This window comes from Psychromonas sp. SP041 (assembly GCF_000470315.2).
Taxonomy (GTDB): domain Bacteria; phylum Pseudomonadota; class Gammaproteobacteria; order Enterobacterales; family Psychromonadaceae; genus Psychromonas.
The window spans coordinates 130,203-154,803 of sequence record NZ_CBRF02000004.1 but is presented as its reverse complement, the minus strand read 5'-3'; the positions used below and the strand labels follow the sequence as shown (position 1 = coordinate 154,803).

The window sequence follows — 24,601 nt, the reverse complement described above, 5'->3', positions numbered from 1 at the left end:
ATACTTATCCAATAATACTATTGATAGTCGCACTACCATTACTTAATCAGATAACCAATAATGAGAAATACAATGACAGATAACCACCCTCTCTTATCTGAACTACTACCACAACACCAACTTATTTTGAATACATTAAAGACACAAGTCAGCAGTGTGTTCATTACTGGTGCAGGTGGCTTTTTAGGCACGGCATTGTGCCGCTTTCTTCGTGCTGCCAATATAAAAGTAATCGGCTTTGCGCGCGGAGAGTATCCGCATTTACAAGCGATGGGTGTGACATTAATTCAAGGTGACTTACAGAACAAACAATCTGTTATTGATGCAATGAAATCCTGTGATCTGGTTTTTCATGTTGCTTCCAAAGCGGGGGTTTGGGGCGATAAAGAGAGTTACTTCAAGCCCAATGTACTTGGAACAGAAAATATTATCGAAGCTTGTAAGCTCAACAATATAAAGCACATTGTCTACACCAGCACACCTAGTGTGACGTTCAGTGGTGAAGATGAATCTAATATTGACGAATCACAACCATACGCTAAACAATTTCTTAATTTTTATGGCTTATCTAAAGCAATAGCCGAAGATACTTTATTAAAAGCAAACGGCGAATCATTAAAGACTGTCGCATTAAGACCTCACTTAATTTGGGGCCCTCAAGATCCACATTTGGTGCCGCGCGTTATAGAACGAGCGAAAGCAGGAAAACTTAAGTTAGTAGGTAAAACAGATAAATTAGTTGATACCATCTATATTGATAATGCCGTCTATGCTCATCTTCTTGCGGCTGTTGAATTAAATAAAATAGATTCTAAGTGCGCAGGAAAAGCATATTTTTTAAGTAACGATCAACCTATTTTCATGGCAACTATGCTGAATAAGATTCTCGATGCAGCACAGCTACCTGCTGTAAACAGTAGAATACCTGCTTCAATTGCCTATGCTGTCGGTACATTATTAGAATGGTGGTATCTTCGAACGGGGAATCACAATGAACCGATCATGACTCGTTTTGTGGCAAGACAGTTATCAACCAGTCATTACTTTAATATCAGTGCGGCTAAGCAAGATTTCAATTATGAAGCGTTAATGACGATTGATGAAGGAATGAAACGGTTGAAAGATGACTTAACTGTTTAACGACTTAATAGGTCAATGGCTCAATGACTTACTCGGTTAGGGGTTTAATCATTTAATCGCTTAATAAATCGAACCTTTAAGATCTAATTGCGTCAGGTACAAACGCATTTCAAACTCCATCTGATGATAGTCTGGCAACATGTGCTCACATAATTGATAGAAGGCTTTATCATGTGCTTTAACTCGAATATGAGACAATTCATGCACTACTATCATCTCTAAAAAGGCTTCTGGCCCCGTTTTGAAAATCTCACTTATGCGTATTTCATTTTTACTTTTTAATTTACTACCCTGCACTCTTGAAATAAACGTATGTAAGCCAAGAGCGTTATTTATTACATGGATTTTTTTATCATAAATTACTTTACTTAATGGCGCTGATTTTCGTAAATTTTTATTTTTTAAATCCATAACATAATCACGAAGCATTTTATCGTTATTAATTTTATGTTGGTTCGGGTATTTTTTAAGTAAAAAGCTACCTAATGTATCGTTTTCAAGCATAGTTGTTATTTGTGCTTGAACAGAAGCAGAGTAAGCCCCTAAATACTTAAGAGGTGTTAACGTGCGCATATACCTAAACCTTAAAATGAGTTAATACAGAAATAAAAAAAATGAGTTTACACTTTTAAAATATAAGCATAATTCTAATTAATATTAACATTTATAAAAAATGAATTCCTTGCTATTAGCGTATAGTTGCTATCTACTGTGGCCTATAAGAAACATCAAAAAAACTTCATTAAACTACTTATTGAAATATATTTACCTTTTATTTTTATAAACTAGACACTAACAAGTTAATAAATCACCTTCTTTATTTAGCATAATATTTACGATTCAAAAAGAACCAAACCTTAGGGTACAAAGGATTTTAAAGTGAACAAAATAAGTACCCCAAAAGAATTGCCAGAATATTCAGAAAGTATTGTAAATACTGTTAGAGAACCATTAATTATAATGGATCAACATTTAAGAGTAATAACAGCAAGTCGATCATTCTATGATTTTTTTAGAGCTGAGCCAAAGGACACTATAGGTAAACTAATTTACAATTTAGGCAATAATCAATGGGATATACCTAAATTACGGGAATTATTAGAAACAATTTTACCGCAAAAAACCAGTTTTGATGACTATAAAGTAGAGCATGACTTCACCACTATTGGTTGGCGTACTATGTTACTTAATGCGAGACAAGTTGAACGTTCACAATCTAATGACCGAATAATTTTACTTTCTATTGAAGATATTACTGAAAGAAATGCAATTCAAGAAGGGCTAGTAAAAGCGAATAAAGAACTAGAAATACTAACTAAAGATTTAGTAAAAGCAGCGCAAGTTAAATCAGAGTTTTTAGCTAATATGTCACATGAATTAAGAACCCCACTTAATTCTATTAATGGATTTTCTGAGGTGCTTTACGATGAAACTTTCGGCACATTGAATGAAAAGCAAAAACAGTACGTTAAAAATGTATTAGTGAGTGGTAATCACCTTTTATTATTAATAAACGAAATATTAGATATGGCTAAAGTCGAAGCAGGAAAAATGACTCTTACCGTCACTGAATTACCAATAAAAGAAATTTTATACGAGATATCAGGTTTAATAAAAGATGCTGCCAATAAAAAAAATCTAAAAATGGTGATTGATATATCAACATATTTAAAGAACATCCAGGCTGATTCATTAAAAATTAAACAAATTCTCTACAATCTACTTTCTAATGCTATCAAATTTACACCCGATGGGGGTGAGATTGGTATTAAAGCAACACAAACAGATACTGAGACTCATATTGTAATATGGGATACAGGGATTGGCATTGCTTTAGAAAATATCGAAAAGATATTTGAAGGTTTTTTTAGAATAGAAACGCCCTACTCTCGTGTAACAGAAGGCACAGGACTAGGGCTACCCATAGCAAAAAAATTAGTTGAACTTCATAGGGGGAAATTAAAAGTTGAATCGGAAGGTAATGAAAAAGGTACATCCGTTCACATAATATTACCTATTAAACATATAACAACGGTAATTCGTGATGAAAACAAAAATAGTCATAGTTGATGATAATGCAAATAACTTGCTACTCGAAAAAGATCTTCTAATCGTAGCGGGATTCGAAGTGCATACCGCAGTTAATGCAAATGATGCAATACAGTTAATTAAAGAGGTAAAACCTCAAGTTATTGTATTAGACGTTCAACTGCCTGATATTTCAGGCGCTGAATTGGCTCGTATATTAAGGTCGAGTATAGATACCGTTTCTACTCCGATTGTTTTTGTAACTGCATCTGTATTGCAATCTGACATAGACCACTTACTTTCTATCCCCGATAGCGCATATATTTCTAAACCAATAAATACGCGAACATTTTCTAAACAAGTTAGCCAATGTATTAAATGATACTAAACATCTTTATTTGATACACACATGGAGAAATATATGAAGCAAAGTTCCGTTATTCTTGTTGTCGATGATAACCCAATGAATATTGAGTTAATGGAAGCTTATCTTGAGCCTAAAGGATATAAAATAATCGCAGCGACCAGAGGTCAAGAAGCGCTAGATATATTAGACAATCAATCAATTGACTTAATCTTACTGGATGTAATGATGCCCGGCATTAGTGGCTTTGAAGTCACGCGAAAAATAAGAAATGACAAATCTTCAAAATATATTCCTATTATTCTGATCACTGCATTAAGTGAGAAAAAAGAGCGAGTGGAAGGTATTGATGCAGGATGTGATGACTTTATTACTAAGCCAGTAGACAAAAATGAACTGTGCTCTAGGGTAAAATCTTTACTTAAAATAAAAGATTACAACGATCTAAAAGATAACTATCAAAAGAAATTAGAGCTTGAAGTGGCAACAAGAACTAAATCTTTAGAAAAAGCGATGATAAGCTTAAAAACAGCGTCACTAGAAACCATTAATAGATTAACCAAAGCCGCTGAATACAAAGACGAAGAAACAGGTGCACACATACAACGTATGAGTTTATATTCTGAAGCCGTTGCACGAAGTTTGGGACTTGATGAATCGATGATTGAAAATATATTGTTTTCAGCTTGTATGCACGATCTTGGTAAAATATCGACACCCGATAACATATTATTGAAACCGGGTAAATTAGACGCCGCTGAATGGGAAATAATGAAACAACATACTGTTGTAGGTGCAAAAATCCTTACAGGTTCAGATTCTGAAGTTATTCAATTAGGTGAAGTAATTGCACGTTCACACCATGAAAGATGGGATGGTAGTGGTTATCCTGATGGTTTAAAAGGCAACAATATACCAATTGCTGCTCGTATTGTAGCAATTGCAGATGTATTTGATGCCCTTTCATCTGAAAGACCTTATAAAAAATCATTTTCAGAAGATAAAACTTTTTCTATCATTAAGGAAGGTAGTGGCAGTCACTTTGACCCAGCAGTCGTTGATGCATTCTTCTCAGTACAAGATGAAATTCTAGCAATAAAACAAAAGTATGCTGATAACGTAAGCGTCAGCAGTTAATGCATAAGTTTATATATATCAGTCGCCATTCAAGATGCAATTAAAGTAAAGCTTTTAAAGATAAGCTGACCCCGGATAATAGTAATAAAACAACCGCGATACGTTTAATCGCTTGAGGTGATATTTTAGGAGGGTAACGCTTGCTCAATACTGCGACAATAAACACACAAGGTAAACCCGCTAAACTAACCCAAAGCATTGACTCAGTAATTTGACCGCCGACTCCCATAATAACAATTCGTAGTAGGCAAGAAAGGAAGAAAACGCTGAGTAATGTTGCACGAATGACACTCAAAGCAATAGGTTGACGATACATTAAATAAGAAATAGGTGGTCCAGACGTTGAAAACAAGCCTCCAAATATCCCTGAAATACCACCAAATACAAAATACACCCAAGGTTTTGAAGGTTTGATGTCTTTCTTAGGCTTCACTAGGCTCATTAAACAAGCCAGAATGATGCTTATGCCCAATAAGAGTTGCAGCCAGTGCAAAGCGTTGCTTCCGAAAAAATTCAATAAATAAACCCCAACTGCAATCATTGGGGTTGAGGCAATGAAGTAAACAATGAAGTTCTTGGCATTAACTTGCTTCCATACGCCACCATATAAACTTGTTGCTGCATTCACCATACTCAACACACTTACAGAAAAGGCGGCAACTTCTAATGGCACGAGAGAAAATAACGCAGCGACACTCATCACAATCAAACCAAACGCAAACCCAGTTATACTTTGAACGTAGCTTCCGACAACAAATACGAAAAGAAGCCATATAGAAATATCATGCATACAAATCTCAACTAAAAAATCATGAATAAAATGGTTTATTATGGCCTATTAAACCTTCGACAACCACACAGAAAAACATAGCGTTAACAGGCGAAAACCCACATGCTTATTGTACTAAACTTTATTTAAGTAAAGTGTTAAATAAAGTGTTAAATAATATCTTAAATAAGCCCTTAAATAAGGTCATCAATAAAGTGTTAAATTATCAACATTAAACTTTATCACTTCTTCCCTGCCTGACTAAAAATCACAAAGTATTCGAACATTAATGAATACCCATTAATTGTTGTTTAACCCCAATAGTATTTCATATAGGATTTAACTATATAGAACTCAAATAATTAGGATAAAAAGCATGGATATAAAGCTACGACCTATTCGTTATTTTATTGCAGCTGCAGAGTGTGGCAGCCTATCTGAGGCCGCTAACAAACTTCATATCTCACAACCCAGTATTTCAGCTGCTATTATTGAAATAGAGAAAACACTCGATCTACAATTATTTGTACGCTATCCCTCTAAAGGTATTCGATTAACGACACAAGGCATTAAAGTGTTAGAAGAAGCCAGAATACTGATAAGACATGCTGAGTCATTTCGCGCAGCAACAAGCGCGGTTAAATCACAGCTTGTCGGCAATATTTCTATCGCTTTCTTTATGAATTTAGGCTCCAATTATTTATCAGAAATTATTAGAACATTTAAAGAAAAATACCCTGATATCAATGTCCACATCCACGACTTAGATCAAGCCGCCATTTTTGATGCGCTCAGTAGCGGTAAAGTAGAGCTAGCATTAACTTTTGATTTAAATATCCCTAAATCAATGAAAACAAAATATATTGCTTCAAGAGAACCCTATGCCCTATTACCAATTGATGATCCACTCGCACAACAAGATGAAGTACAACTCAAAGAACTTGTGCAACGCCCTTTTATTTTAATGGACTTGCCTTATACAAATGATTATTTCATCTCGCTATTCGCAAAAAAGAAATTATCCCCCAATATTCGTTACCGCACCACATCATTTGAAACCGTAAGAACCTTTGTTGCCAGTGGTTTAGGTGTCTCCGTATTAAACTTAAAACCCAAATCTACGGTCACCTATAATGGTAACAAAGTGGTGATTAAACCGATCAAAGATAAAGTCGATCCTCTTAATATTGTGCTTATACATTACAGTCGACTAGAGCCACGGCGCATTGCAGATATATTTTCCGCTCATATCGAATCATTTTTTGAAGCAGCGTCATAAGCTGCTTCAAAAATTCAAGGCATATTAAGTATAATTAATAAGATCTAAGCTCTCTTCTAAGGTTGTATTAGCAATCGGTACTGAGCTATTAGCGCCATGGCTAACTAAATCATGTAATGGTTTTTGTCGACAGCGATTAATCGAAACATGAAACACATCATGTCTATTATAATAACCGGCCATATCATGGTGCTGTTTTAATTCCACAAGACTACTAATATCTAAATCAGCGATAACAAGCCCCTCTCGGTCAGATAAAGTTTCACCCAACGTGGTGCCATTAGGCGTGACAATCATAGAGGCGGATCTTGGAGAAGCTTCTAAAATGGCTCTAGCTTCATCGTCATCACATAATAAAGCTATATTTTCATCTGTTATAAAACCTGCAGAGACAACTGAAAACACTTTAGCTTCAAAACAATGTGCTGCTGCACGCACTCGAATTGCATCTGCCAAATCATAAGGTTCTGAATCACGAGGATCTTTAAATGGCCAAATAGGAGGATAATTAGCACAATGAATTTCCTCACCTTGTGCCATCAGTGCATAGCGCGACAAAGGGTTACCATTTTCCCCGCAAATCAAACCACCGACTCGTCCAAACGGCATATCAACAACAGACAACCCAGCACCATCACCGCGATTCCACGTTAATTTTTCATAAAAAGTCGGTACTAGTTTACGGTGATGATTGACGATAATACCTTGTGCATTAATCAATATCATTGAGTTCCACAAACACCCTGCTGAGTATGAAGCAACTTCTGAAAAGCCTAGAGATACTGCTATTTTCTGTTGTGCAGCCGCACTTGCAATCGCTTTAATTTCTGGTCCATCGACACGTAACGATGAAGCGGCAAATTTAACAAAGTTTTCATGCCCCTTAATTGGGCTTGATAACGCATTCCAAATTGGGAATCCTGGAATAAAACTCTCTGGAAATACAATAAGTTCAACACCTGCTTTAGCAGCTTCAGTTAAATATTTAATGGCTTTCTTTACGCCTCCCGCAGGATCAAAAAACTCTGAAGAAACATGCGCAGCAGCCACTCGAACGGGATTATTTTGTTTAGTACTTGAAGTCATAGGACTTTTCCTTTCGTATTCTTAAATATTTTAAATTAAATAATTTGAATTCAATATGTGATCTATTCAATGCAGTTATTACATTAATGATTCAATTTTGAAGAACAGCTTGGTCATCATTAGTAATATCTGACTCAGATGTCGTTTGATGTTTAACCTTGTTACGATACGTTAAGGCCATTCGGATAATCATTGTCAGGATCGGTACTAACCCTATCCACACACTATGAGTTAACAAATAAGCGATTAAAGACAATGGCCCTGCAAACGCATAAACTAAACGTTCACGTGAACTTAGTTTTCGTCCAATTGCACCGTAAACAACCCCAGCCGTTAAAATAGACGCACATAAGAACACCACAAGTCCAAACACTGCTTGTGCAGTAATATTCGTAGGATCCAAAATACTAGGAATAGAAACAAAGACAAAAGGCACAAGTAAAGCGCAACTCCCAAGCTTCGCAGCTTCAATGGCACTACGTATAAAGCTACCTCCAGAGATTCTAACCGCAACTAAAATACCAACAGCAACAGGCGGTGTAAGAGCAGAGAAGATCGCAAAATAAAAGCCATACATGTTCGCAGCAATAGGTGATAACCCTGCATCAATTAATCCTGGGACAACAATGATGGCAATCAACGCATAAGCCGCTGGAGTAGGTAAACCCATACCGACGATCAGGGAAACGCCCATACCAATCATAAGAGCAATAACAATATTACCGTCAGTGTAAGCCGAGATGAGATGACCCGCAGAAACGCCAAGTCCTGTTGTTGTTAAGGTTTGCACAACCAGCCCAATAGCAGCAAGCACAACCGTTAATTGCACCGCTGTTTCTAAACCTGTTAAACAGCCTTTCATTAACTCTTTGATATTTGGACGGAACTCAGCAGGACGAGCAAACGATAGTAAAACAACCAGTAACCCACCCCAAAAACCAGCCATAGCAGGCGAGTAACGCATCACTAGCAACACAATTAAAACGCTAAAAGATAAAATAAATGACGGCAGTGTCCATTTAATCTTTCGCCAATTAATTTTATATTTTTGTGAAATATTGCGTGGCTTATGACCTACTAAACTATAAAGGGCAATACTGATTGCAAACATATAAAGCAAACCTGGGATAATCCCTGCAATCACGACTTCGATGTAAGAAACACCCAATATTACGGCCATTAAAAAGGCGCCTAACCCCATAATAGGCGGTAATAACTGGCTACCCGTTGAAGACATAACTTCAATGGCTCCGGCTTCATCAGCAGTAAACCCATTTTTCTTCATCGTAGGAATCGTCATCACACCAGACAGGGCAATATTACTAATTGCTTGGCCTGTCACCATTCCTATCAATGTACTCGCAACAACAGCCGAATAAGCTACTCCGCCCTTAACAAGTAAACCAATCGCTTGCCCTAACTCACCAAAGGTATCAATAACACGAGTACCATGAAGTAAACCACCGTAAACAAGTAACAAGAAAATCATATCTGCAGACAGCGGCATATAATTAAGTACACCTCGAGGACCACCGATACCACCAAGAAAACTAATGGCTACATTTAATGGTTGTTGACGTGATGTTAAAGGCTCGGGTAACAAATGCCCAAATGTCATATAAGCAGCGCCTATAAGACAAACAAGGGCAATCGTTGCCCCCCACATCCGCCATGTGATTAAAATAACAGAAGCAATAAGGGACGCTCCCGCAATCAATGCATCATTCTCAACAAAAGGCTGCGTAATTTCTAGTGTTTCTGCATTTGCATAAAGAAAGACACCTGCCCCTGCTGCCAGCACTAAACTGACAAGAGAGGTCACAATATCGATCACTCTAGACAATGATGACTTATCTGCAGCGCGACTCCCCAAAATTAACAGCGCACCAATAATGAGTACAGCCGTTAAATGCATCGTGTAATGTTTCATTGCGCCATGCACACTGACCCAGAGAGTGACCATGTGGTAGGTGAGTAGACTTCCCCCTACCAACCATAAAGCCCAATGACTTAGTGTCATTATTTTTGATTTGTTCTCTAACATACCTAGACCTTTAGTTCGCAATTAAACGACAAACAATAAGTGATAAACGATTGAAACCATTTAAGAAAAACTTAATCTATAAGGCCTAATTCTTTATAAGCTCGTAATGCACCTGGGTGAATATTCTCAAGTCCAATTTTGGCAATTGTTGCAAGAGTTTGTTTATCCCATATTTTTGCAACTGCGCTATATTTACCTAATTCAATCCCTGACTTTAACCATAACTTAGTCATCTCATAAGCATCTTCCTCTGGGAAAGATTTATGTACCGATAACAAGGTATAGTTACCAAAGCTAGTAACGGGTTTAGGTTGATTCGCAACAGTATTAGCAGGTAATACTTGAATACTAAAAGGAGCCCCTGTTTTATCGATATAAGACTGGATGTCTTCTTTATTAATATCGATAAACGTATAATCTCTTCCTGAACTTTCTAATGTTTTAAATGGACCCGCTTGCAAAGTAACACTGAAATCACGATTACTATGAGTCACAAGCGTCCCGATATCAGCTTTACCATCTAAGACGGCATTGATATTTTGAGCAGGACCTAGCGCATCAAACGATTTCAATTGTTTCGTTATCCCCCAACCATCAAGCATCATGCGTTGATGCATACCCCATTCATTTTGAGTCAACAAACCAACAGCAACACGCTTACCAATAAAATCATCTTTGCTTTTAATAGAGGGATCTAAAGTAACAAACATATTACTGGTTCGACTCATTACCCCTAATGCACGAAAGTCGTTTACAGCTTCCATTGGTTTAGGGAAAAAAGGAGAGATACCTTTTTTGGCTGCCCATTCAACCACTTGTCCTGAGCCAATAATGGTGTTTTTCCAAAGTTGAGGAGAAGAGGCCAAATACCTAACATTGTAGGTAAAGCCTGGGGTTTCTACCGCTGTAGGGGCTATTTTATCGGTATAATCACTAGCATAATTTTGCATGGTTGCCCAAGCAAGATAAGGACCAGAGCCTGAAGGAGAGATTAAAATATCAACTTTGTTAGGCGCGGCAGTAACGGAAAGAGAGGTGGAAAGTAAACATATTGCAGACATCGTTAAAGCAAAAGTGTTATTAACAAGCTTTTTCATAGTAGTACTCCTGTAGTGTTATAAAGACATTCCTTAGTCGGTTTTATAATAAGAATTGTTAACGACTAAACAATTGCTAAAAATAGTCTAAGAGCTACACTTCCAAGTGTATAGCATGTTATTTATTACAACTAACAAGGAAAAAACTATGAACCAAAAAGTGCACTAGATAGGTGCGATAAAAATATTTTTTGCAATATTATGAGGCGTTTTTACCAAGAATTTACGGTGAAATTAACGAAAAACAGTGATTTTTCGTAGAATGAAGAAAATTATGTATTAGAAATTATTTTTTAAAAAAGTCATAAAATTCGTATTATGAGTCGTTTTTTCCCCTAATTTTTACCAATATCTCTTTAGCTAATATCAATACGCCTTAAACTCATACCAGAATGATCATTCCTGAAACACTCGATAAATATTCAATTAGAATCCTAAAGGGTCAAATTTTGATGTGTTCTGAACGGGGAAAATAGCATAAAGATATTGGTAAAATAGAAGATAAAATAGACGCAAATATCACCTTTTAACCTTTCAAAGAATAAATTTTCACATTCACATTATTCAAAAACAAGAGATAACCAATACCAATCAAACCAAAACGTGAGTTGATGTCCTGTTTTGCCTGAAGCGTTGTATAAAATTTTATATAATACCAATCACACTAATTAAGTTATCTATTTTACTTGTTAAAACAACTTATTTAATGTAATCGGTATAACGCTTTCACTAGCATTAACTTAACGCAAAGCACTGCAAAAGGATGAGTAAAAAGCAAACAAGAAAAAATGAAGAAGCTTGAACTGGATTGGGAAACGATCGGTATCAGTCTTTTGCCGCCTTTTTTGTCTGGTAAATTTAACTTTAAAAAGTACATTAAAAGTAAAAAACTCTGTATTCCCACGTGGGGCATTTGAAGAAAGGAAAACACATGCAAAGAATGCAGGCTAAAGTCAGCGCCCCGAAGTTAAAGCTTGTTTTACTAGGTTGCTAATATCATCGTTCACAAAAAATGATCAATAATGGAATCAGTAATATGTTTTTAGTTGGGTAAGGTTGGCAATCATTAAAAGGAGATGAGGATTAACATTTACTATTCATCACAGGATGCTCCCCCGTGTGGAGCTGCATTTAGATTGGTGTGGTAGCTGGAAGTTAGGCACCTCCAGCTACCCTATTAGCTTTATTATAACGGTAGTTTTTCACCATTAAAACTATAAAGGCTTCCCGTATTATCAATCGATAAATTCCGAATAACTTTCATAATGCCGAGTGCCGAATCAACAACATTTTCACTTGCTGTAGATCCACCCATATCGGTTTGAACCCAGCCGGGATGAACAGCCACCACAGCGACATTATCATTAACAAGCTCTTTTGATAAGTTCACTACTAGCATATTGGCTGCTGCTTTAGACATTCGATAACCATACCAATCGACACTTTGTTCTAGCGACAAAGATCCCATAGCAGAAGAAATAACCGCTATCTTACATAAGCTTTTTTTATTCATTAGAGGTAAAAAGCAATGAGTTAAATATAGTGGCCCAAGTGAATTCACTTTAAAACACATTTCAGCATTAGCATAATCAATACTATGGATACTTGTATTTTCTCGATCCAAATATCCCGCATTATTTACTATTAAATCTAACTTGATATTTTCCTCGCTAAGTTTACCTGCCAACGTCTTAATATTTTCAGGACAAGTGATATCCATTAATTCAAGAAACAATTTATCAGGAAACTGACCTTTCAATGAAACTAGATCAACCGCCGATTCTAGATTTCTACAGGTAGCAATGACTGTCCATCCACTTATCAAGTATTGTTTTGTTAATTCGAAACCGATGCCTCTATTAGCGCCAGTTATTAATACAACTACGTTATTCATTGTTTACCTATAGATCTCACGAGGCTGTAGAATTTCTCATTCTCAGCCCGAATTTTAATTATAAAAACACAGTATTTTATATTTAATTGAAACTCAAATAGATTATTGAGTTTTCAATAATTTTGGACATATATGGTTACCACTTACCCCACTATTTATCGTGAAAGTTTATGACTGTGTACTACTTACTTTTTCTTCACCACACAAATAACCACGACAAACACTACGATACTAAGGGGGAGCAGATAACGATACTTTAGATTAACGATACTGTGTCATAACCATTGCTCTTAGGATGTAAAAACTATATGCCTGAAAGAGAGAACTGAAAATATTAATCGCCAAAATTTATGACGGTCCACTATTTAATAGCATTGATCAAACTCGGTGACGGTTTAGTCATTTCTTGTGCCTGTAGGTTTATAAAAAGTACCAGTAAAGGACCTTATCGTAGTTCGAAAGCCTAAGGGATCAATAGTGCGAGCAGTAATGAGTTTTTAGCCAGACAAGGTTTGATGTCATTAAAGGATTTGTGGATTAATATTCACTATTCATCATAAGATGAACTGCCCTCCGCGGCGCCGAATGTGGGGTGGTGTAGGGGCTGGAGGTTAGATACCTCCAGCTACCTGATTAGGATTTTTTTTGCGTTATTCCACTGTAAACTTCAGTAACAGTAAGCTCAATCCAGCCTTTGGATATTAGCTGCTGAATACTACAAATAATTAATGCAACTCCAAAATTCGTTAAATCGAAGATTCTATCTTCTGTTTCGAAATCTAGTGGGTGCGCGACCTTATAACCTCCATGAATAAATGAACTCCGTAAATCATTAAGTTCACGTAACTTTTTACCTAACGTTTTTTGTTTATTTATTGGAACAGATAATAAAAATACTGCTTTTTCTTTAATATCATTAAAGCCTCTACCTGCCTTGGTTCCGTAGATAGCTTCTAATGCATGGAAGATCCATGAAACCATACTAATATCTGCTTCCATTCTGCATATATGTAACAATGAGAAAAGAGAGCGCTCAATTGAGTGTTCAGATTTCATCTGCAAGCCAATATTTAAACTGTCAAACCAAACTTTTACCTGAGAAACCTGAATTATAGTTGGGAATGCAATTTCCTTTTCGAACTCTGCATTAACAGAATACTGAAAATAGAAATTAGAAAGTTGCAATTTAAACTCTTCACCATTTAAGTCCAATCGCGCATTAAATAGATCCAAAATACCAGGAACGCTCAAGTTCGCTATTAGAAAAACATCCATTAATAGTTTTTTAAATGCAAGAATATCTTTATCGGGGTTTTCATTATCAGTAATAGCAATCTTAACAGCCAACTCTATCGGAGCAAGCTCACTATCATCTTCATCTGTTTTGAGTTGCGCCATGACTTTGTAAACACTTCCGTCGATTTCAGTATAGAACCTACCATTTTCATCATAGCTGTCTTCAATAACGTCAATTAACTTATTCCAGTCTATTGTCGAGCTATATTCAATCTCATCCCAAATCATGTTGTTTACTGAATATAATTGTGCAATTTCTTTAATAGCTTCAACATCTATATTACAAATATTACTATCATCACCACTATAGTCACGAGGCATGAAGCTAACTTTTAATACTCCATCAATGTGCAAATTAAACTCCATATTACTAACGAGGCTGTAGAATTTCTCATTTCCAGCCTGCTTATTTTAAATAAAAATGACAGTAGCTTACATTTACTTGAGATTAAATAGATTATTTTGTTTTTATTAGCTAATTGATTAAATTGAGTCATAAATGGGATTAGAGGGCTAAACATACGGGATTTATTGAGTTAAGGGCTTAGCCATTCATGATTTATTAAGAATTGGCTTTATCTTGGCCGCGCAGCGTGAATTTATTCATGTCTGTATTCACCGTAATATTATCGAGTTTTACTTTAAAGAAAGTTGAAAAGTACATTCAGAGTTAAAAGCTTTGTATTCAAATGTAGGGCATAAAAAGAAGGTAAACACACACATGCAAAGAATGCAGACTAAAGTCAGTGCCCAAAAGTCAAAGGCTATCGATTGAATTTGATCATTGGATCTGCCGTGACGGTTTAGCCATTTCTTGTGCAAGTGGATTTATAAAAAGCATAAGTAAAGGATCTTGTCGAAGTTCGAAAGCCAAAGGGTTCAATAGTGCGAGCAGTAATGAGTTTTTAGCCAGACAAGGTTTGATGTCATTAAAGGATTTGTAGATTAATATTCACTATTCATCATAAGATGAACTGTACGGAGCCGGAGGTTAGCTACCTTCGGCTACCAGATTAGAGCTATGTTACGCGTGCCAATTTATATCAATTTTTTTATGGGTTGCAACACAGTCCCGTAAATAAAGGTTTATAAGGCTTTGATAAGGTACGCCAGATTCCTCTGCCATTCCTTTAAAATAAGAGATAACATCTTCTCCAAGACGCATTGTCACAGGTTTTTTCAATTTACTAGCGTATGGATTTTTACGCGATTTCATTGTATATAAATCATATTCTGCTTTCATAATTAATGCCCTCGCTGATAGTTTTTACTTTCATTTTTAGTTGCTTTTCGAGCCGAAATTAATCTAATAATATTTCCACCGTCGCGTTCACAATGGCAAATAAGTAATAGATTCGTTTCATTGCTCATTCCAAGCATTAAAAAACGATCTTAGGAATCGGAGTTCTCTTGATCAAAGAACTGTAATGCGAAATCATCAAAAAATACGGATTTAGCTTCCTCAAAAGAAACACCGTGCTTTTTGACATTTGTTACAGCTTTCGCTGTATTCCATTCGAACTTTATCATATGTACATTGTATGTACGTGGAAGGTAAATGTCAAAGTAGCTCTAACGAGAGCTGTAGAATAACTTATTTTCAGCCTGTTTATTTTAAATAAAAATGAGAGATTTATTGAGTTAAGTGTTCAGCCCTTCCGTTAATGTAAAATATTCCTTAACTTCTCGCTGCTCAGGAAAAAATGAACAAAACAGTACATTTCCTATTGATGATTTATTAAGAATTGGCTTTATCTTGGTCCCGTAGAGTGAATTTTTTCATGACTTTATTCTTCGTAATATTATCGATTTTTACTTTAAAGAAAGTTGAAAAGTACATTCAAAGTTAAAAGCTCTGTATTCCCACGAGGGGCATTTGAAGAAAAGAAAACACACACATGCAAAGAATGCAGACTAAAGTCAGCGCCCCAAAGTCAAAGACTACCAATTGATGATTGAATTTGAACATTGGATCTGCCGTTAAATGCGTATGTCTTTCCCGTCAATAAAACTAGCAGCAATGGCGAAAACCAAGGACGAACGAGAGAGCATTGATCAAACTCGGTGTCGGTGTCGGTTTAGCCATTTTTTGTGCAAGTGGATTTATAAAAAATACCAGTAAATTCCCTTGTCATAATTCACAAACCAAAGGGATCAATATTGCGATCAGTAATGAATTTTTAGCCAGACAAGGTTTGATGTCATTAAAGGATTTGTAGATTAATATTCACTATTCATCATAAGATGCCCCCCTGTGCGGAGCCGCATGCAGACTAGTGTGAGGGCTGGAGATTAGAAACTCCGGCTACCCGATTATGTTTTATTTTCGGCGTTGTAATTCAGCTAAGGTATCGTCAATGGATTCATTAAGCCTAACAAAATTTTTATCTGTTCCACCAGCAGACCATTGTTGCCGAAGTTGATTAAGCAAATTTTCAGTGAGGTCTTGGTATTCAGGAAAGTTTCTCAGTTCATAGATATATGCAATTTGACTTGCTAACTTTAATACACCATCCCTATCACTTCCTTTACTAATAGTCTTAATTAACTCGTGATAGATTTCAAAGCGTTCTGATTCCTGAGTTTTCTCGGTAATCGTAATATAACGACGAGCAGAAAATGCAAGTGATCCTATAGCAATAAGAAAAGCACCTATTGTAGCGATTGAGGCAATATCAGTTAATGTCATCTAGTTCCCTTAAAACATAACGAGACTGTAGAATTTCTCATTCTCAGCCAAAATTTTAATTATAAAAACACAGTATTTTATATTTACTTGAGATTCAAATAGATTATTGAGTTTTCAATAAATGATTGATTAAATTAAGTTGTAAAGGCGTTTATGAGGCTAATTAGGCTGTATTATTCAAGCTAAAGGGCTGAGCCCTTACGTTAATGTAAATTATTCCTTAACTTCTCGCTGCTCAGGAAAGAAATGGACAAAACAGTACATTTTCCATTGATGATTTATTAAGAATTGGCTTTATCTTGGTCGCGCAGCGTGAATTTATTCATCCCTTTATTCACCGTAATATTATCGATTTTTACTTTAAAGAAAGTTGAAAAGTACATTCAAAGTTAAAAGCTTTGTATTCAAATGTAGGGCATAAAAAGAAGGTAAACACATGCAAAGAATGCAGACTAAAGTCAGAGCCCAAAAGTCAAAGGCTATCGATTGAATTTGATCATTGGATCTGCCGTGACGGTTTAGCCATTTTTTGTGCAAGTGGATTTATAAAAAGCATAAGTAAAGGATCTTGTCGAAGTTCGAAAGCCAAAGGGATCAATAGTGCGAGCAGTAATGAGTTTTTAGCTAGACAAGGTTTGATGTCATTAAAGGATTTGTCGATTAATATTCACTATTCATCATAAGATGAACTGCCCGGTGCCGCATGCACGGAGGTGTGGGGCTGGAGGATAGATATCCCCGACTACCCGATTATATGTTTAATTATTAAGATGTTATTGACTTAGTTTTAAATAGTATTTTACTGCATGACAAGCAGATGTGTTTATATCGAGGATCTGAGTGAGATGTTAATGGCTGAAAAATAACTTTATCAGAACCACATGAGTAACATTTAGCATTTTCATCATCACTTATTTTACACTCTGGATATTTGTCCAAATACTCTGACAAAGTCGGTAACTTATCCCAATCGTCATGCTGTTTAGGCGAATATAATACATAATAATAAAATGCGAGAACTGCAACAAAACAGCCTAAACCAATTAAGAATTGCATAAATATACTCCTGACACGAATGACATATAACGAGGCTGTAGAATTTCTCATTTTCAGCCTGTTTATTTTAAATAAAAATGACAGTAGCTTACATTTACTTGAGATTAAATAGATTATTTTGTTTTTATTAACTAATTGATTAAATTGAGTCATAAATGGGATTAGAAGACTAAGCATGGGGGGGTTATTGAGTTAGAGGTTGAGCCCTTACGTTAATGTAAATTATTCCTTAACTTCTCGCTGCTCAGTAAAGAAATGGACAAAACAGTACATTTCCCATTGATGATTTATTAAGAATTGGCTTTATCTTGGCCGCACAGCGTGAATTTATTCATGACTTTATTCTCCGTAATATTATCGCTTTTTACTTTAAAGAAAGTTGAAAAGTACATTCAAAGTTAAAAGCTCTGTATTCCCATGTGGGACATTTGAAGAAAAGAAAACACACACATGCAAAGAATGCAGACTAAAGTCAGCGCCCCAAAGCCAAAGGCTACCAATTGACGATTGAATTTAATCATTGGATTTGCCGTTAACGGTTTAGTCATTTCTTGTGCCTGTGGATTTATAAAAAGTACCAGTAAAGGCCCTTGTCGTAGTTCGAAAACCAAAGGGATCAATAGTGCGAGCAGTAATGAGTTTTTAGCCAAACAAGGTTTGATATTATTAAAAAATTTGTGGATTAATATTCACTATTCATCATAAGATGAACCGCCCTGTGCGGAGCCGCATGCAGAGTGGCATGGGGGCAGGAGGTTAGTTACCTCCGACTACCCGATTATAAGCAAATTACATTGCATTACTTTGTAATATTTTGCTCTCTCGCTCTTTATAAATATCTGATTGATGATACTTAATGGCAAAATCTTTAGAAAACTTAACCGTAGCTTTTAAAAACTCAATAACCAATAAATCGATATTAATTCCAAGATTATCGTCACCACAAATATTATTAGTATAATTTAAAAAGAGAATAACTTTTTCATCATCTGGCGGGCCACTTACATATCTAATTTTTTTAACTGTATTTCTATTTGAAAGATCAGATTCAGCCATATGTGTATGCAGAACTCCGCACCGCGCGCCCCAAAAGTCAGCTGAACAACCAGGAATAACACCACTTGATAATAAATATTTATCGCACCAATCTTTAAATGTAGTACCTGTTGCCTTTACTTGACTTTCTTCGGCGTCGAGAAAACCAAAAGCGTCAATACTAGAGTAAATAATGACAAGACATTGACCTAATAGCTTCTTTTCGTGAAGTAAATCAACCGAGTCAATTATGGGGATACAAATACTTTCAATATTGGAATTTGGCACAATGCTATCCTTTGCTTATAACAGTTTATCAAACCGAAAAATTCCATATTTCAGGTGGAAATCGGAATAGTTTAATTTGTTAAAATTAACATGCAAATGCGTTTATCGTGCATAAAATCAAACAATTAATATTTTTAATCAAATTACTGTCATGTGGATAGATGGAAAAGTCCGTATTAACAACAGAAACATGGAATACCAACAAAATTGTATATAAAAACAGTTAAAGAATTAAAGGAGAGGAATAAATGATGTCTCCATTTTTAAACGCTGTAGCGAAAAGTATACGAGTTCAACTCTATGCTTAAAAATCTATTAGGACTTCTTTATATTGGGCAGATTCAAGTTGCATAATAACCTTATATTGACTTTAATAATGAATAACATCTCTTGAATTAAAGTGATAAGTGAAATCACTAAATTGCTTTGTGCCCTTTCCGACTTAAGTCTCTGTATCGAAAGCCTCTCAAAAACAGCTTAAAAGAGGCGGTGGTTTTATAAATTTAATTCACATTTGGCTGTATAAACACTAAATCTGTAATACCAATATCAATACCTGATTGACTAAGAAGCGTGGTGATTTGACCTCTATGATGTGTTTGGTGGTTAAACAAGTGCATCAACAGATTAAAAAGCGTCTTATTAGCGGTAACACCTTTACTATTTTGGTAATTAATTGGCTGTAACAATGCTTCATCGGTTAATAAACTTGTTAATTCGAGTAATGCTTCATCTAACAATACGCGACGATCTTTAAGGTCATTAAAATTATTGGCGAGAAACACATCCAGTGACTCAGGCATTGGTAATGCGGCAATAGGCGCATAAGCGTCATATGTTTGTAAAACAACTGAGCATCGTTTTAACCATAAGGTATCAGCGACACAAATATGATTTAACGAGGCAAAAACAGAACCAAAATACGCGCCTTTATCTTCGTGATATTTTTCTGGTGTCATTGTATTCACTGCTTCGTATATTTTTTGATTCATCCACTGGTTATAGTCTGCCATTAAGTAGACATGTTCCTTCAGTTTCATAAAAAGGGTTTCCTTGCTTGATCTTAAGAGAGATGGCGAGATTGTAATATTATTTTAGCAATGTACACCCTATTTAGTTTCACTATTTAAAAAAGTGCTCAATACAAAATCTGTCATGCTAATGATTGAATGGAAGTGATTCAATCAACCGACTTATGAAAATCTAGCATTGATAAGTTAAATTGCTCGCCTTTTCACACTGAGACGTTACAATTATTTAACCTTTTAAAATATTAACGATAGAGAGTGAAAATGATTGAACGTCAACAAACCAAACAACGTATGAGCCGAGTAGTTAAGCATAATGGAACTGTTTATTTATGTGGTCAAGTTTGTGCTGATGCCACTAAAGACATTAAAGAACAAACCCAGACTATGTTAGACAAAGTAGATGAACTATTAATTGAATCAGGTAGTTCACGTGAGCATATGTTATCAGCGACGGTTTACGTTAAAGATATGGCGTTGCATTTTGCAGGCATGAATGAAGTTTGGGACGCGTGGGTTCCTGAAGGCTTTGCCCCTGCTCGTGCATGTGTAGAAGCAAGTATGGCAAGAGATGTGTTATTAGTTGAAATTTCGGTTATTGCTGCTGTTAAATAGTTAATACCACCCATGCTCGATTAACTATATCGTCGTTAACAGCTATTCTATTTAAAGATTGTATTAATCTATTCTATGTAGCAATAGCTGTTATTAAGCCGCCCCCTATTCCCACCGTTATCGTTAGGAAAATCAATGAGTCATTTACTACCAACATTAGCTCCGCTATTTGTTTCTTCACTGCCCGCAGATTCAAATTTAACCAATACATCTCGTAGTGTTGAACATGCTGCCTACTCATTCGTGACACCAACGCCAACAAAATATTCTAAGATCATTTGTTGTAACAATGAACTCGCTAAAAAGTTAGGCTTTTCTGAAGCAGCATTAACTTCGACTGACTTTGCTGATTTAATCAGTGGTAATAACCTTGGAGCTAACTTGCAACCCTATGCAATGAATTATGGGGGGCATCAATTTGGTCAATGGGCAGGACAGTTAGGTGATGGGCGAGCAATTAACTTAGGCCAATATTTAGTTAAAGAGCATAAAGACAGAAACGAATATGTCACTTTACAATTAAAAGGAGCTGGCCAAACGCCCTATTCACGCAGAGCTGACGGCATGGCAGTTTTACGTTCTTCTATCCGTGAATATTTATGTTCTGAAGCTATGTATCATTTAGGCATCCCTACAACACGCGCATTAACCTTAACACTAACCGGTGAAGAAGTTATTAGAGATAAACTCTATGACGGTAGAGCCGCTTATGAGCCGTGTGCAATTGTCTCTCGAGTCTCTCCTTCATTTTTACGTTTTGGTTCAATTCAATTACCCGCTTCTCGCGGTGATTTAGATTTATTAAAACAAACACTTGAATACAGTATTACCAATGATTACCCAGCATTAGTGCCGGAATCAGGCGTGATCGATAAGCCAGTTTATTTAAAGTGGTTTACTGAAGTTTGTGAACGTACTGCACACTTAATTGTAGAATGGATGCGCGTTGGTTTTGTGCATGGTGTGCTTAATACCGATAACATGTCATTGATTGGCGAAACAATTGACTTTGGACCTTATGGTTGGATTGATAACTTTGACCTTGATTGGACACCAAATACCTCTGATGCAGGTGAAAAACGTTATCGCTTTGGGCAACAAGCTTATATTGGTCAGTGGAACTTATTTCAACTTGCCAACGCTATTTATCCATTAATCGATGAAGCTGAGCCACTGCAGAATATAATCACCAGTTATAACCGAACCTATCAAGGTAAATGGTTAGGTATGATGCGTAATAAACTGGGTATTAAAGTTGAACAAAGCCAAGAAAACGAAGCTTTAATTGAATCAGACCTATTGCTAAGTAAAGAGTTAGAGCAGTTATTATCTCGAGTGAATACCGATATGACTTTATTTTATAGACTCCTTGCTAACTTAAGTAGCACCGTTGATCTTCACCACTTGGAACTGTTAACCAGTCATTTTTCTGAATGTTTTTATAATATGGAAGAAGTAACTGAAGATTATTTGTCTATACTCATTGAATGGTTAACTAAGTACCAATCAAGATTGTTATTAACACCAATAAGCGATGAAGATCGTAAAGTAAATATGGATAAGGTTAACCCTTGTTATATTTTACGTAATTTCCAAGTTCAAGAGGCCATTGAGTTAGCTGAAAAAGGCGATTATTCGAGAGTGTCAATATTGTCTGAATTATTAAAAACGCCTTATCAACAACAAGCGCAATATAAACAATTTGAAATGAAGCGTCCTGATTGGGCAACGAATAAGTTTGGGTGTTCTGCACTATCGTGTAGTTCATAGGTTGATTATTGTACTTGTGAGTCATAATCTTGTGAACAAGCTCATATTGTGACATCTAATTGACTTTAAATAGAGAAATTATAAGATGAACTCTTAGTAATTAGTTTATTATAATCACAAGAACACTACTAAATAGGTATTTATGAATCAATCTAGCCTGTCAATTCAACAAATTGTGTTAAGCCCTGATAGCTCACAGCTATTATTAAAAATAACGCCTATTTATACTGAAATCAGCGCAGATGATATTATTAATTTATTAAATACTCCCTCTTTACCATCATTTAAATTGAACCTCGACGGAATCGAAAGCGCGGTCACTGCATTAGCCTCTTTACATGATGTAACAGAGGATGAAGCAGTTACCTTTGCCCCTATTGTTATCGCTGATAAACAGGATGCGCTGTTAGATATTGTTATATCCGATGATGCTTTAAGCGCCTCAGCTACGATAACAACAGCACATGGTGGTGCTTCAATCACCTTAAATGACATAAAAAATAAATGTGATCAATTAGGTTTGAAATTTGGTTTATTAACAAAGAATGTATTTGGTTTATTAAACATTTGTAAAGATGCCAAGCCTGGAAAAGTGTATAAAATAAATATCGCCAATGGGAGACCTCCTATTGACGGTATTAATGCCCGATTTGAAAAACTTGTCAGTACAGAGAGCCACCGTAAACCAACCCCTAAATTACTGGAAAATGGCAAGGTTGATATGCATGATTTAGGGCAATCAATAACAGTAAAAGCAAATACGGTCCTAATGAAAAAAATACCGATGTTTGTAGGTAAACCAGGCAAAACCGTCACTGCAGAAATCATTGAACAAAAAAAAGCAATCGATTACCCTTTTATCATTAATCAAAATGTAAAAGTTAACCCAAATGATCCATTACAATTAATTTCAACTAGTTACGGTATTCCAATTGATAAAGATGGCTTTATAAAAATTGACGATGTTCTGTTAATAGAGAATGTAGATAATAGATCTGGGAATGTTATTTATGACGGTACAGTGGTTATCACAGCTGATATCCATGAAAATATGAAAGTCAAAGCCAGTGGCGATATCACAGTATTGGGATTAATTGAATCCGCTGACGTGACTTGCGGTGGGGATTTAACAGTGGAGATGCCAATCATTGGACGTCACAAAAAATCAGATGAACATTTTAGCTGTGAAATAAAGTGTGGTGGGAATTTAATAGGCACAATTGCACAGTATGCAAGCTTGAGCGTAGCCAAAAATATAAGTTTAAGTAGTCAGTTAATTCATTGTAAAACCGAATGTAAAGGCAAGATAGAAGTACATAATAAATCATTGAGTCAAGGAGCTATAATTGGTGGAACGACAGAAAGTCATCAGTCTGTTACTACGGTAACGGTAGGCACTTCAGGCAGCACTAAAACAACCATCAATTTAATCAGTGAAGCTAAACAATTAGAGCTTATAAAAAACAAATGTATCAAAGAAATTCAGCTATTTGATAAAATGATAAATCAATTCAAAAAAGCAGAAAGTAAAGCAGATTCAATACCTGATATCGCATCTCGTAAAAAAACTAAAAAACAAATATTCCTTGAAAAGCAACAATATCGTGACAGAAGTGATCAAGTACAAAAAAAACTAGCGACCACCAAAGTTAAATTAGAACAGTCTTATCAAAGTACTTATTTGTCAGCAACTAAAAAGCTATACAGTGATACCATTGTTAATGTTGATAGCCAAGATTGGTCAAGTACCCAAGAATATGGTCCAAGTACCGTTTCAATTATTAATCATCAATTACAAATATCCCACCCAACATAATAAATAATGACGACACACCTATTTAGTTAGATGGATTAGCTGTAAAAATTCAGTTAATTCATTGCCTGAAGTAAAAATATATCAACTTAATCGTTAAAATCACTGACAGGCTCTGGTACCAGAAGTCATTACAGGCTAAAATTCTGACCATTATTTTTTCCAGACAATCC

The 24,601-nt window shown here is 35.7% G+C and carries 21 protein-coding genes; 9 read left to right on the top strand and 12 right to left on the bottom strand.

Going from position 1 to position 24,601, the window contains the following annotated elements; genetic code table 11:
- The first annotated feature begins 72 nt into the window (after positions 1 to 72).
- Positions 73 to 1,140 carry a 2-alkyl-3-oxoalkanoate reductase gene (oleD, locus tag SP041_RS03855; protein ID WP_037048655.1) on the top strand — a complete coding sequence of 356 codons (1,068 nt, stop codon included), beginning with the start codon at positions 73 to 75 and terminating at the stop codon, positions 1,138 to 1,140.
- A gap of 60 nt (positions 1,141 to 1,200) precedes the next feature.
- Here the strand turns inward: oleD and SP041_RS03850 are convergent, their stop codons facing one another.
- A complete protein-coding gene (locus SP041_RS03850) occupies positions 1,201 to 1,713 on the bottom strand; it encodes a M48 family metallopeptidase (RefSeq protein WP_025563912.1) in 513 nt (170 codons plus the stop codon).
- 306 nt (positions 1,714 to 2,019) lie between these two features.
- On the opposite strand from SP041_RS03850, the gene SP041_RS03845 reads away from it, so the two are divergent.
- Genes SP041_RS03845 through SP041_RS03835 form a run of 3 tightly spaced genes read left to right on the top strand, consistent with a single transcriptional unit; the run spans position 2,020 to position 4,669 of the window.
- Positions 2,020 to 3,210, top strand: coding sequence for a PAS domain-containing sensor histidine kinase (locus SP041_RS03845; RefSeq protein WP_025563914.1), 1,191 nt, complete (start codon positions 2,020 to 2,022; stop codon positions 3,208 to 3,210).
- Entirely contained in the window at positions 3,185 to 3,550 is a 366-nt protein-coding gene (locus SP041_RS03840; protein ID WP_025563916.1) for a response regulator, read from the top strand. Before SP041_RS03845 ends, SP041_RS03840 begins: the two co-directional genes overlap by 26 nt.
- A gap of 39 nt (positions 3,551 to 3,589) precedes the next feature.
- On the top strand, positions 3,590 to 4,669 hold the full coding sequence (locus SP041_RS03835; RefSeq protein WP_025563918.1) for a two-component system response regulator: 1,080 nt from the start codon (positions 3,590 to 3,592) through the stop codon (positions 4,667 to 4,669).
- Between the two features lie 40 nt (positions 4,670 to 4,709).
- Here the strand turns inward: SP041_RS03835 and SP041_RS03830 are convergent, their stop codons facing one another.
- On the bottom strand, positions 4,710 to 5,459 hold the full coding sequence (locus tag SP041_RS03830; protein WP_025563920.1) for a sulfite exporter TauE/SafE family protein: 750 nt from the start codon (positions 5,457 to 5,459) through the stop codon (positions 4,710 to 4,712).
- Between the two features lie 355 nt (positions 5,460 to 5,814).
- Here SP041_RS03830 and SP041_RS03825 point away from each other — a divergent pair, with 355 nt between their 5' ends.
- Positions 5,815 to 6,717: a LysR family transcriptional regulator gene (locus SP041_RS03825; protein WP_025563921.1), complete on the top strand. Its 903-nt coding sequence runs from the start codon at positions 5,815 to 5,817 to the stop codon at positions 6,715 to 6,717.
- 24 nt (positions 6,718 to 6,741) lie between these two features.
- Here SP041_RS03825 and SP041_RS03820 read toward each other — a convergent pair whose 3' ends face one another.
- The 6 genes from SP041_RS03820 to SP041_RS03785 form a co-directional block, all read right to left on the bottom strand.
- A complete protein-coding gene (locus SP041_RS03820) occupies positions 6,742 to 7,803 on the bottom strand; it encodes a carbon-nitrogen hydrolase family protein (RefSeq protein ID WP_025563923.1) in 1,062 nt (353 codons plus the stop codon).
- 91 nt (positions 7,804 to 7,894) lie between these two features.
- Positions 7,895 to 9,847, bottom strand: coding sequence for a TRAP transporter fused permease subunit (locus SP041_RS03815; protein WP_025563925.1), 1,953 nt, complete (start codon positions 9,845 to 9,847; stop codon positions 7,895 to 7,897).
- Positions 9,848 to 9,918: 71 nt separating this feature from the next.
- Positions 9,919 to 10,944: a TAXI family TRAP transporter solute-binding subunit gene (locus tag SP041_RS03810; RefSeq protein ID WP_025563927.1), complete on the bottom strand. Its 1,026-nt coding sequence runs from the start codon at positions 10,942 to 10,944 to the stop codon at positions 9,919 to 9,921.
- A gap of 1,186 nt (positions 10,945 to 12,130) precedes the next feature.
- Positions 12,131 to 12,838, bottom strand: coding sequence for an SDR family oxidoreductase (locus SP041_RS03805; RefSeq protein ID WP_025563929.1), 708 nt, complete (start codon positions 12,836 to 12,838; stop codon positions 12,131 to 12,133).
- Positions 12,839 to 13,471: 633 nt separating this feature from the next.
- Complete coding sequence (locus SP041_RS03795) at positions 13,472 to 14,488, bottom strand: hypothetical protein (RefSeq protein WP_025563931.1); 1,017 nt, start codon at positions 14,486 to 14,488, stop codon at positions 13,472 to 13,474.
- Between the two features lie 670 nt (positions 14,489 to 15,158).
- On the bottom strand, positions 15,159 to 15,377 hold the full coding sequence (locus SP041_RS03785; RefSeq protein WP_025563933.1) for a BrnA antitoxin family protein: 219 nt from the start codon (positions 15,375 to 15,377) through the stop codon (positions 15,159 to 15,161).
- Between the two features lie 808 nt (positions 15,378 to 16,185).
- Here SP041_RS03785 and SP041_RS03775 point away from each other — a divergent pair.
- Positions 16,186 to 16,353 (top strand): Retron-type RNA-directed DNA polymerase, encoded by a 168-nt coding sequence (locus tag SP041_RS03775; protein ID WP_240791414.1) that lies wholly within the window; start codon positions 16,186 to 16,188, stop codon positions 16,351 to 16,353.
- Between the two features lie 101 nt (positions 16,354 to 16,454).
- Here the strand turns inward: SP041_RS03775 and SP041_RS03770 are convergent, their stop codons facing one another.
- The 4 genes from SP041_RS03770 to SP041_RS03745 form a co-directional block, all read right to left on the bottom strand.
- Entirely contained in the window at positions 16,455 to 16,823 is a 369-nt protein-coding gene (locus tag SP041_RS03770; protein WP_025565801.1) for a hypothetical protein, read from the bottom strand.
- Positions 16,824 to 17,588: 765 nt separating this feature from the next.
- Positions 17,589 to 17,879 carry a hypothetical protein gene (locus SP041_RS03760; RefSeq protein ID WP_025565800.1) on the bottom strand — a complete coding sequence of 97 codons (291 nt, stop codon included), beginning with the start codon at positions 17,877 to 17,879 and terminating at the stop codon, positions 17,589 to 17,591.
- Positions 17,880 to 18,668: 789 nt separating this feature from the next.
- Positions 18,669 to 19,202 carry a hypothetical protein gene (locus SP041_RS03750; protein WP_025562684.1) on the bottom strand — a complete coding sequence of 178 codons (534 nt, stop codon included), beginning with the start codon at positions 19,200 to 19,202 and terminating at the stop codon, positions 18,669 to 18,671.
- A gap of 503 nt (positions 19,203 to 19,705) precedes the next feature.
- A complete protein-coding gene (locus tag SP041_RS03745; protein WP_025562685.1) occupies positions 19,706 to 20,242 on the bottom strand; it encodes a DinB family protein in 537 nt (178 codons plus the stop codon).
- Positions 20,243 to 20,494: 252 nt separating this feature from the next.
- On the opposite strand from SP041_RS03745, the gene SP041_RS03740 reads away from it, so the two are divergent.
- The 3 genes from SP041_RS03740 (at position 20,495) to SP041_RS03730 (ending at position 24,431) form a co-directional block, all read left to right on the top strand.
- Positions 20,495 to 20,845: a RidA family protein gene (locus SP041_RS03740; protein ID WP_025562686.1), complete on the top strand. Its 351-nt coding sequence runs from the start codon at positions 20,495 to 20,497 to the stop codon at positions 20,843 to 20,845.
- Positions 20,846 to 20,980: 135 nt separating this feature from the next.
- Complete coding sequence (locus SP041_RS03735; protein WP_025562687.1) at positions 20,981 to 22,615, top strand: protein adenylyltransferase SelO; 1,635 nt, start codon at positions 20,981 to 20,983, stop codon at positions 22,613 to 22,615.
- Between the two features lie 142 nt (positions 22,616 to 22,757).
- Positions 22,758 to 24,431, top strand: coding sequence for a FapA family protein (locus tag SP041_RS03730; protein ID WP_025562688.1), 1,674 nt, complete (start codon positions 22,758 to 22,760; stop codon positions 24,429 to 24,431).
- The last annotated feature ends 170 nt before the right edge of the window (positions 24,432 to 24,601 follow it).

Bases quoted from the DNA above. Each gene is read 5' to 3' on its own strand.
- SP041_RS03745 (WP_025562685.1), bottom strand. From the start codon at position 20,242: ATGAAACTGAAGGAACATGTCTACTTAATGGCAGACTATAACCAGTGG.
- SP041_RS03805 (WP_025563929.1), bottom strand. From the start codon at position 12,838: ATGAATAACGTAGTTGTATTAATAACTGGCGCTAATAGAGGCATCGGT.
- SP041_RS03785 (WP_025563933.1), bottom strand. From the start codon at position 15,377: ATGAAAGCAGAATATGATTTATATACAATGAAATCGCGTAAAAATCCA.
- SP041_RS03815 (WP_025563925.1), bottom strand. From the start codon at position 9,847: ATGTTAGAGAACAAATCAAAAATAATGACACTAAGTCATTGGGCTTTA.
- SP041_RS03820 (WP_025563923.1), bottom strand. From the start codon at position 7,803: ATGACTTCAAGTACTAAACAAAATAATCCCGTTCGAGTGGCTGCTGCG.
- SP041_RS03835 (WP_025563918.1), top strand. From the start codon at position 3,590: ATGAAGCAAAGTTCCGTTATTCTTGTTGTCGATGATAACCCAATGAAT.
- SP041_RS03760 (WP_025565800.1), bottom strand. From the start codon at position 17,879: ATGCAATTCTTAATTGGTTTAGGCTGTTTTGTTGCAGTTCTCGCATTT.
- SP041_RS03730 (WP_025562688.1), top strand. From the start codon at position 22,758: ATGAATCAATCTAGCCTGTCAATTCAACAAATTGTGTTAAGCCCTGAT.
- SP041_RS03770 (WP_025565801.1), bottom strand. From the start codon at position 16,823: ATGACATTAACTGATATTGCCTCAATCGCTACAATAGGTGCTTTTCTT.
- SP041_RS03840 (WP_025563916.1), top strand. From the start codon at position 3,185: ATGAAAACAAAAATAGTCATAGTTGATGATAATGCAAATAACTTGCTA.
- SP041_RS03850 (WP_025563912.1), bottom strand. From the start codon at position 1,713: ATGCGCACGTTAACACCTCTTAAGTATTTAGGGGCTTACTCTGCTTCT.
- SP041_RS03825 (WP_025563921.1), top strand. From the start codon at position 5,815: ATGGATATAAAGCTACGACCTATTCGTTATTTTATTGCAGCTGCAGAG.
- SP041_RS03810 (WP_025563927.1), bottom strand. From the start codon at position 10,944: ATGAAAAAGCTTGTTAATAACACTTTTGCTTTAACGATGTCTGCAATA.
- oleD (WP_037048655.1), top strand. From the start codon at position 73: ATGACAGATAACCACCCTCTCTTATCTGAACTACTACCACAACACCAA.
- SP041_RS03735 (WP_025562687.1), top strand. From the start codon at position 20,981: ATGAGTCATTTACTACCAACATTAGCTCCGCTATTTGTTTCTTCACTG.
- SP041_RS03740 (WP_025562686.1), top strand. From the start codon at position 20,495: ATGATTGAACGTCAACAAACCAAACAACGTATGAGCCGAGTAGTTAAG.
- SP041_RS03830 (WP_025563920.1), bottom strand. From the start codon at position 5,459: ATGCATGATATTTCTATATGGCTTCTTTTCGTATTTGTTGTCGGAAGC.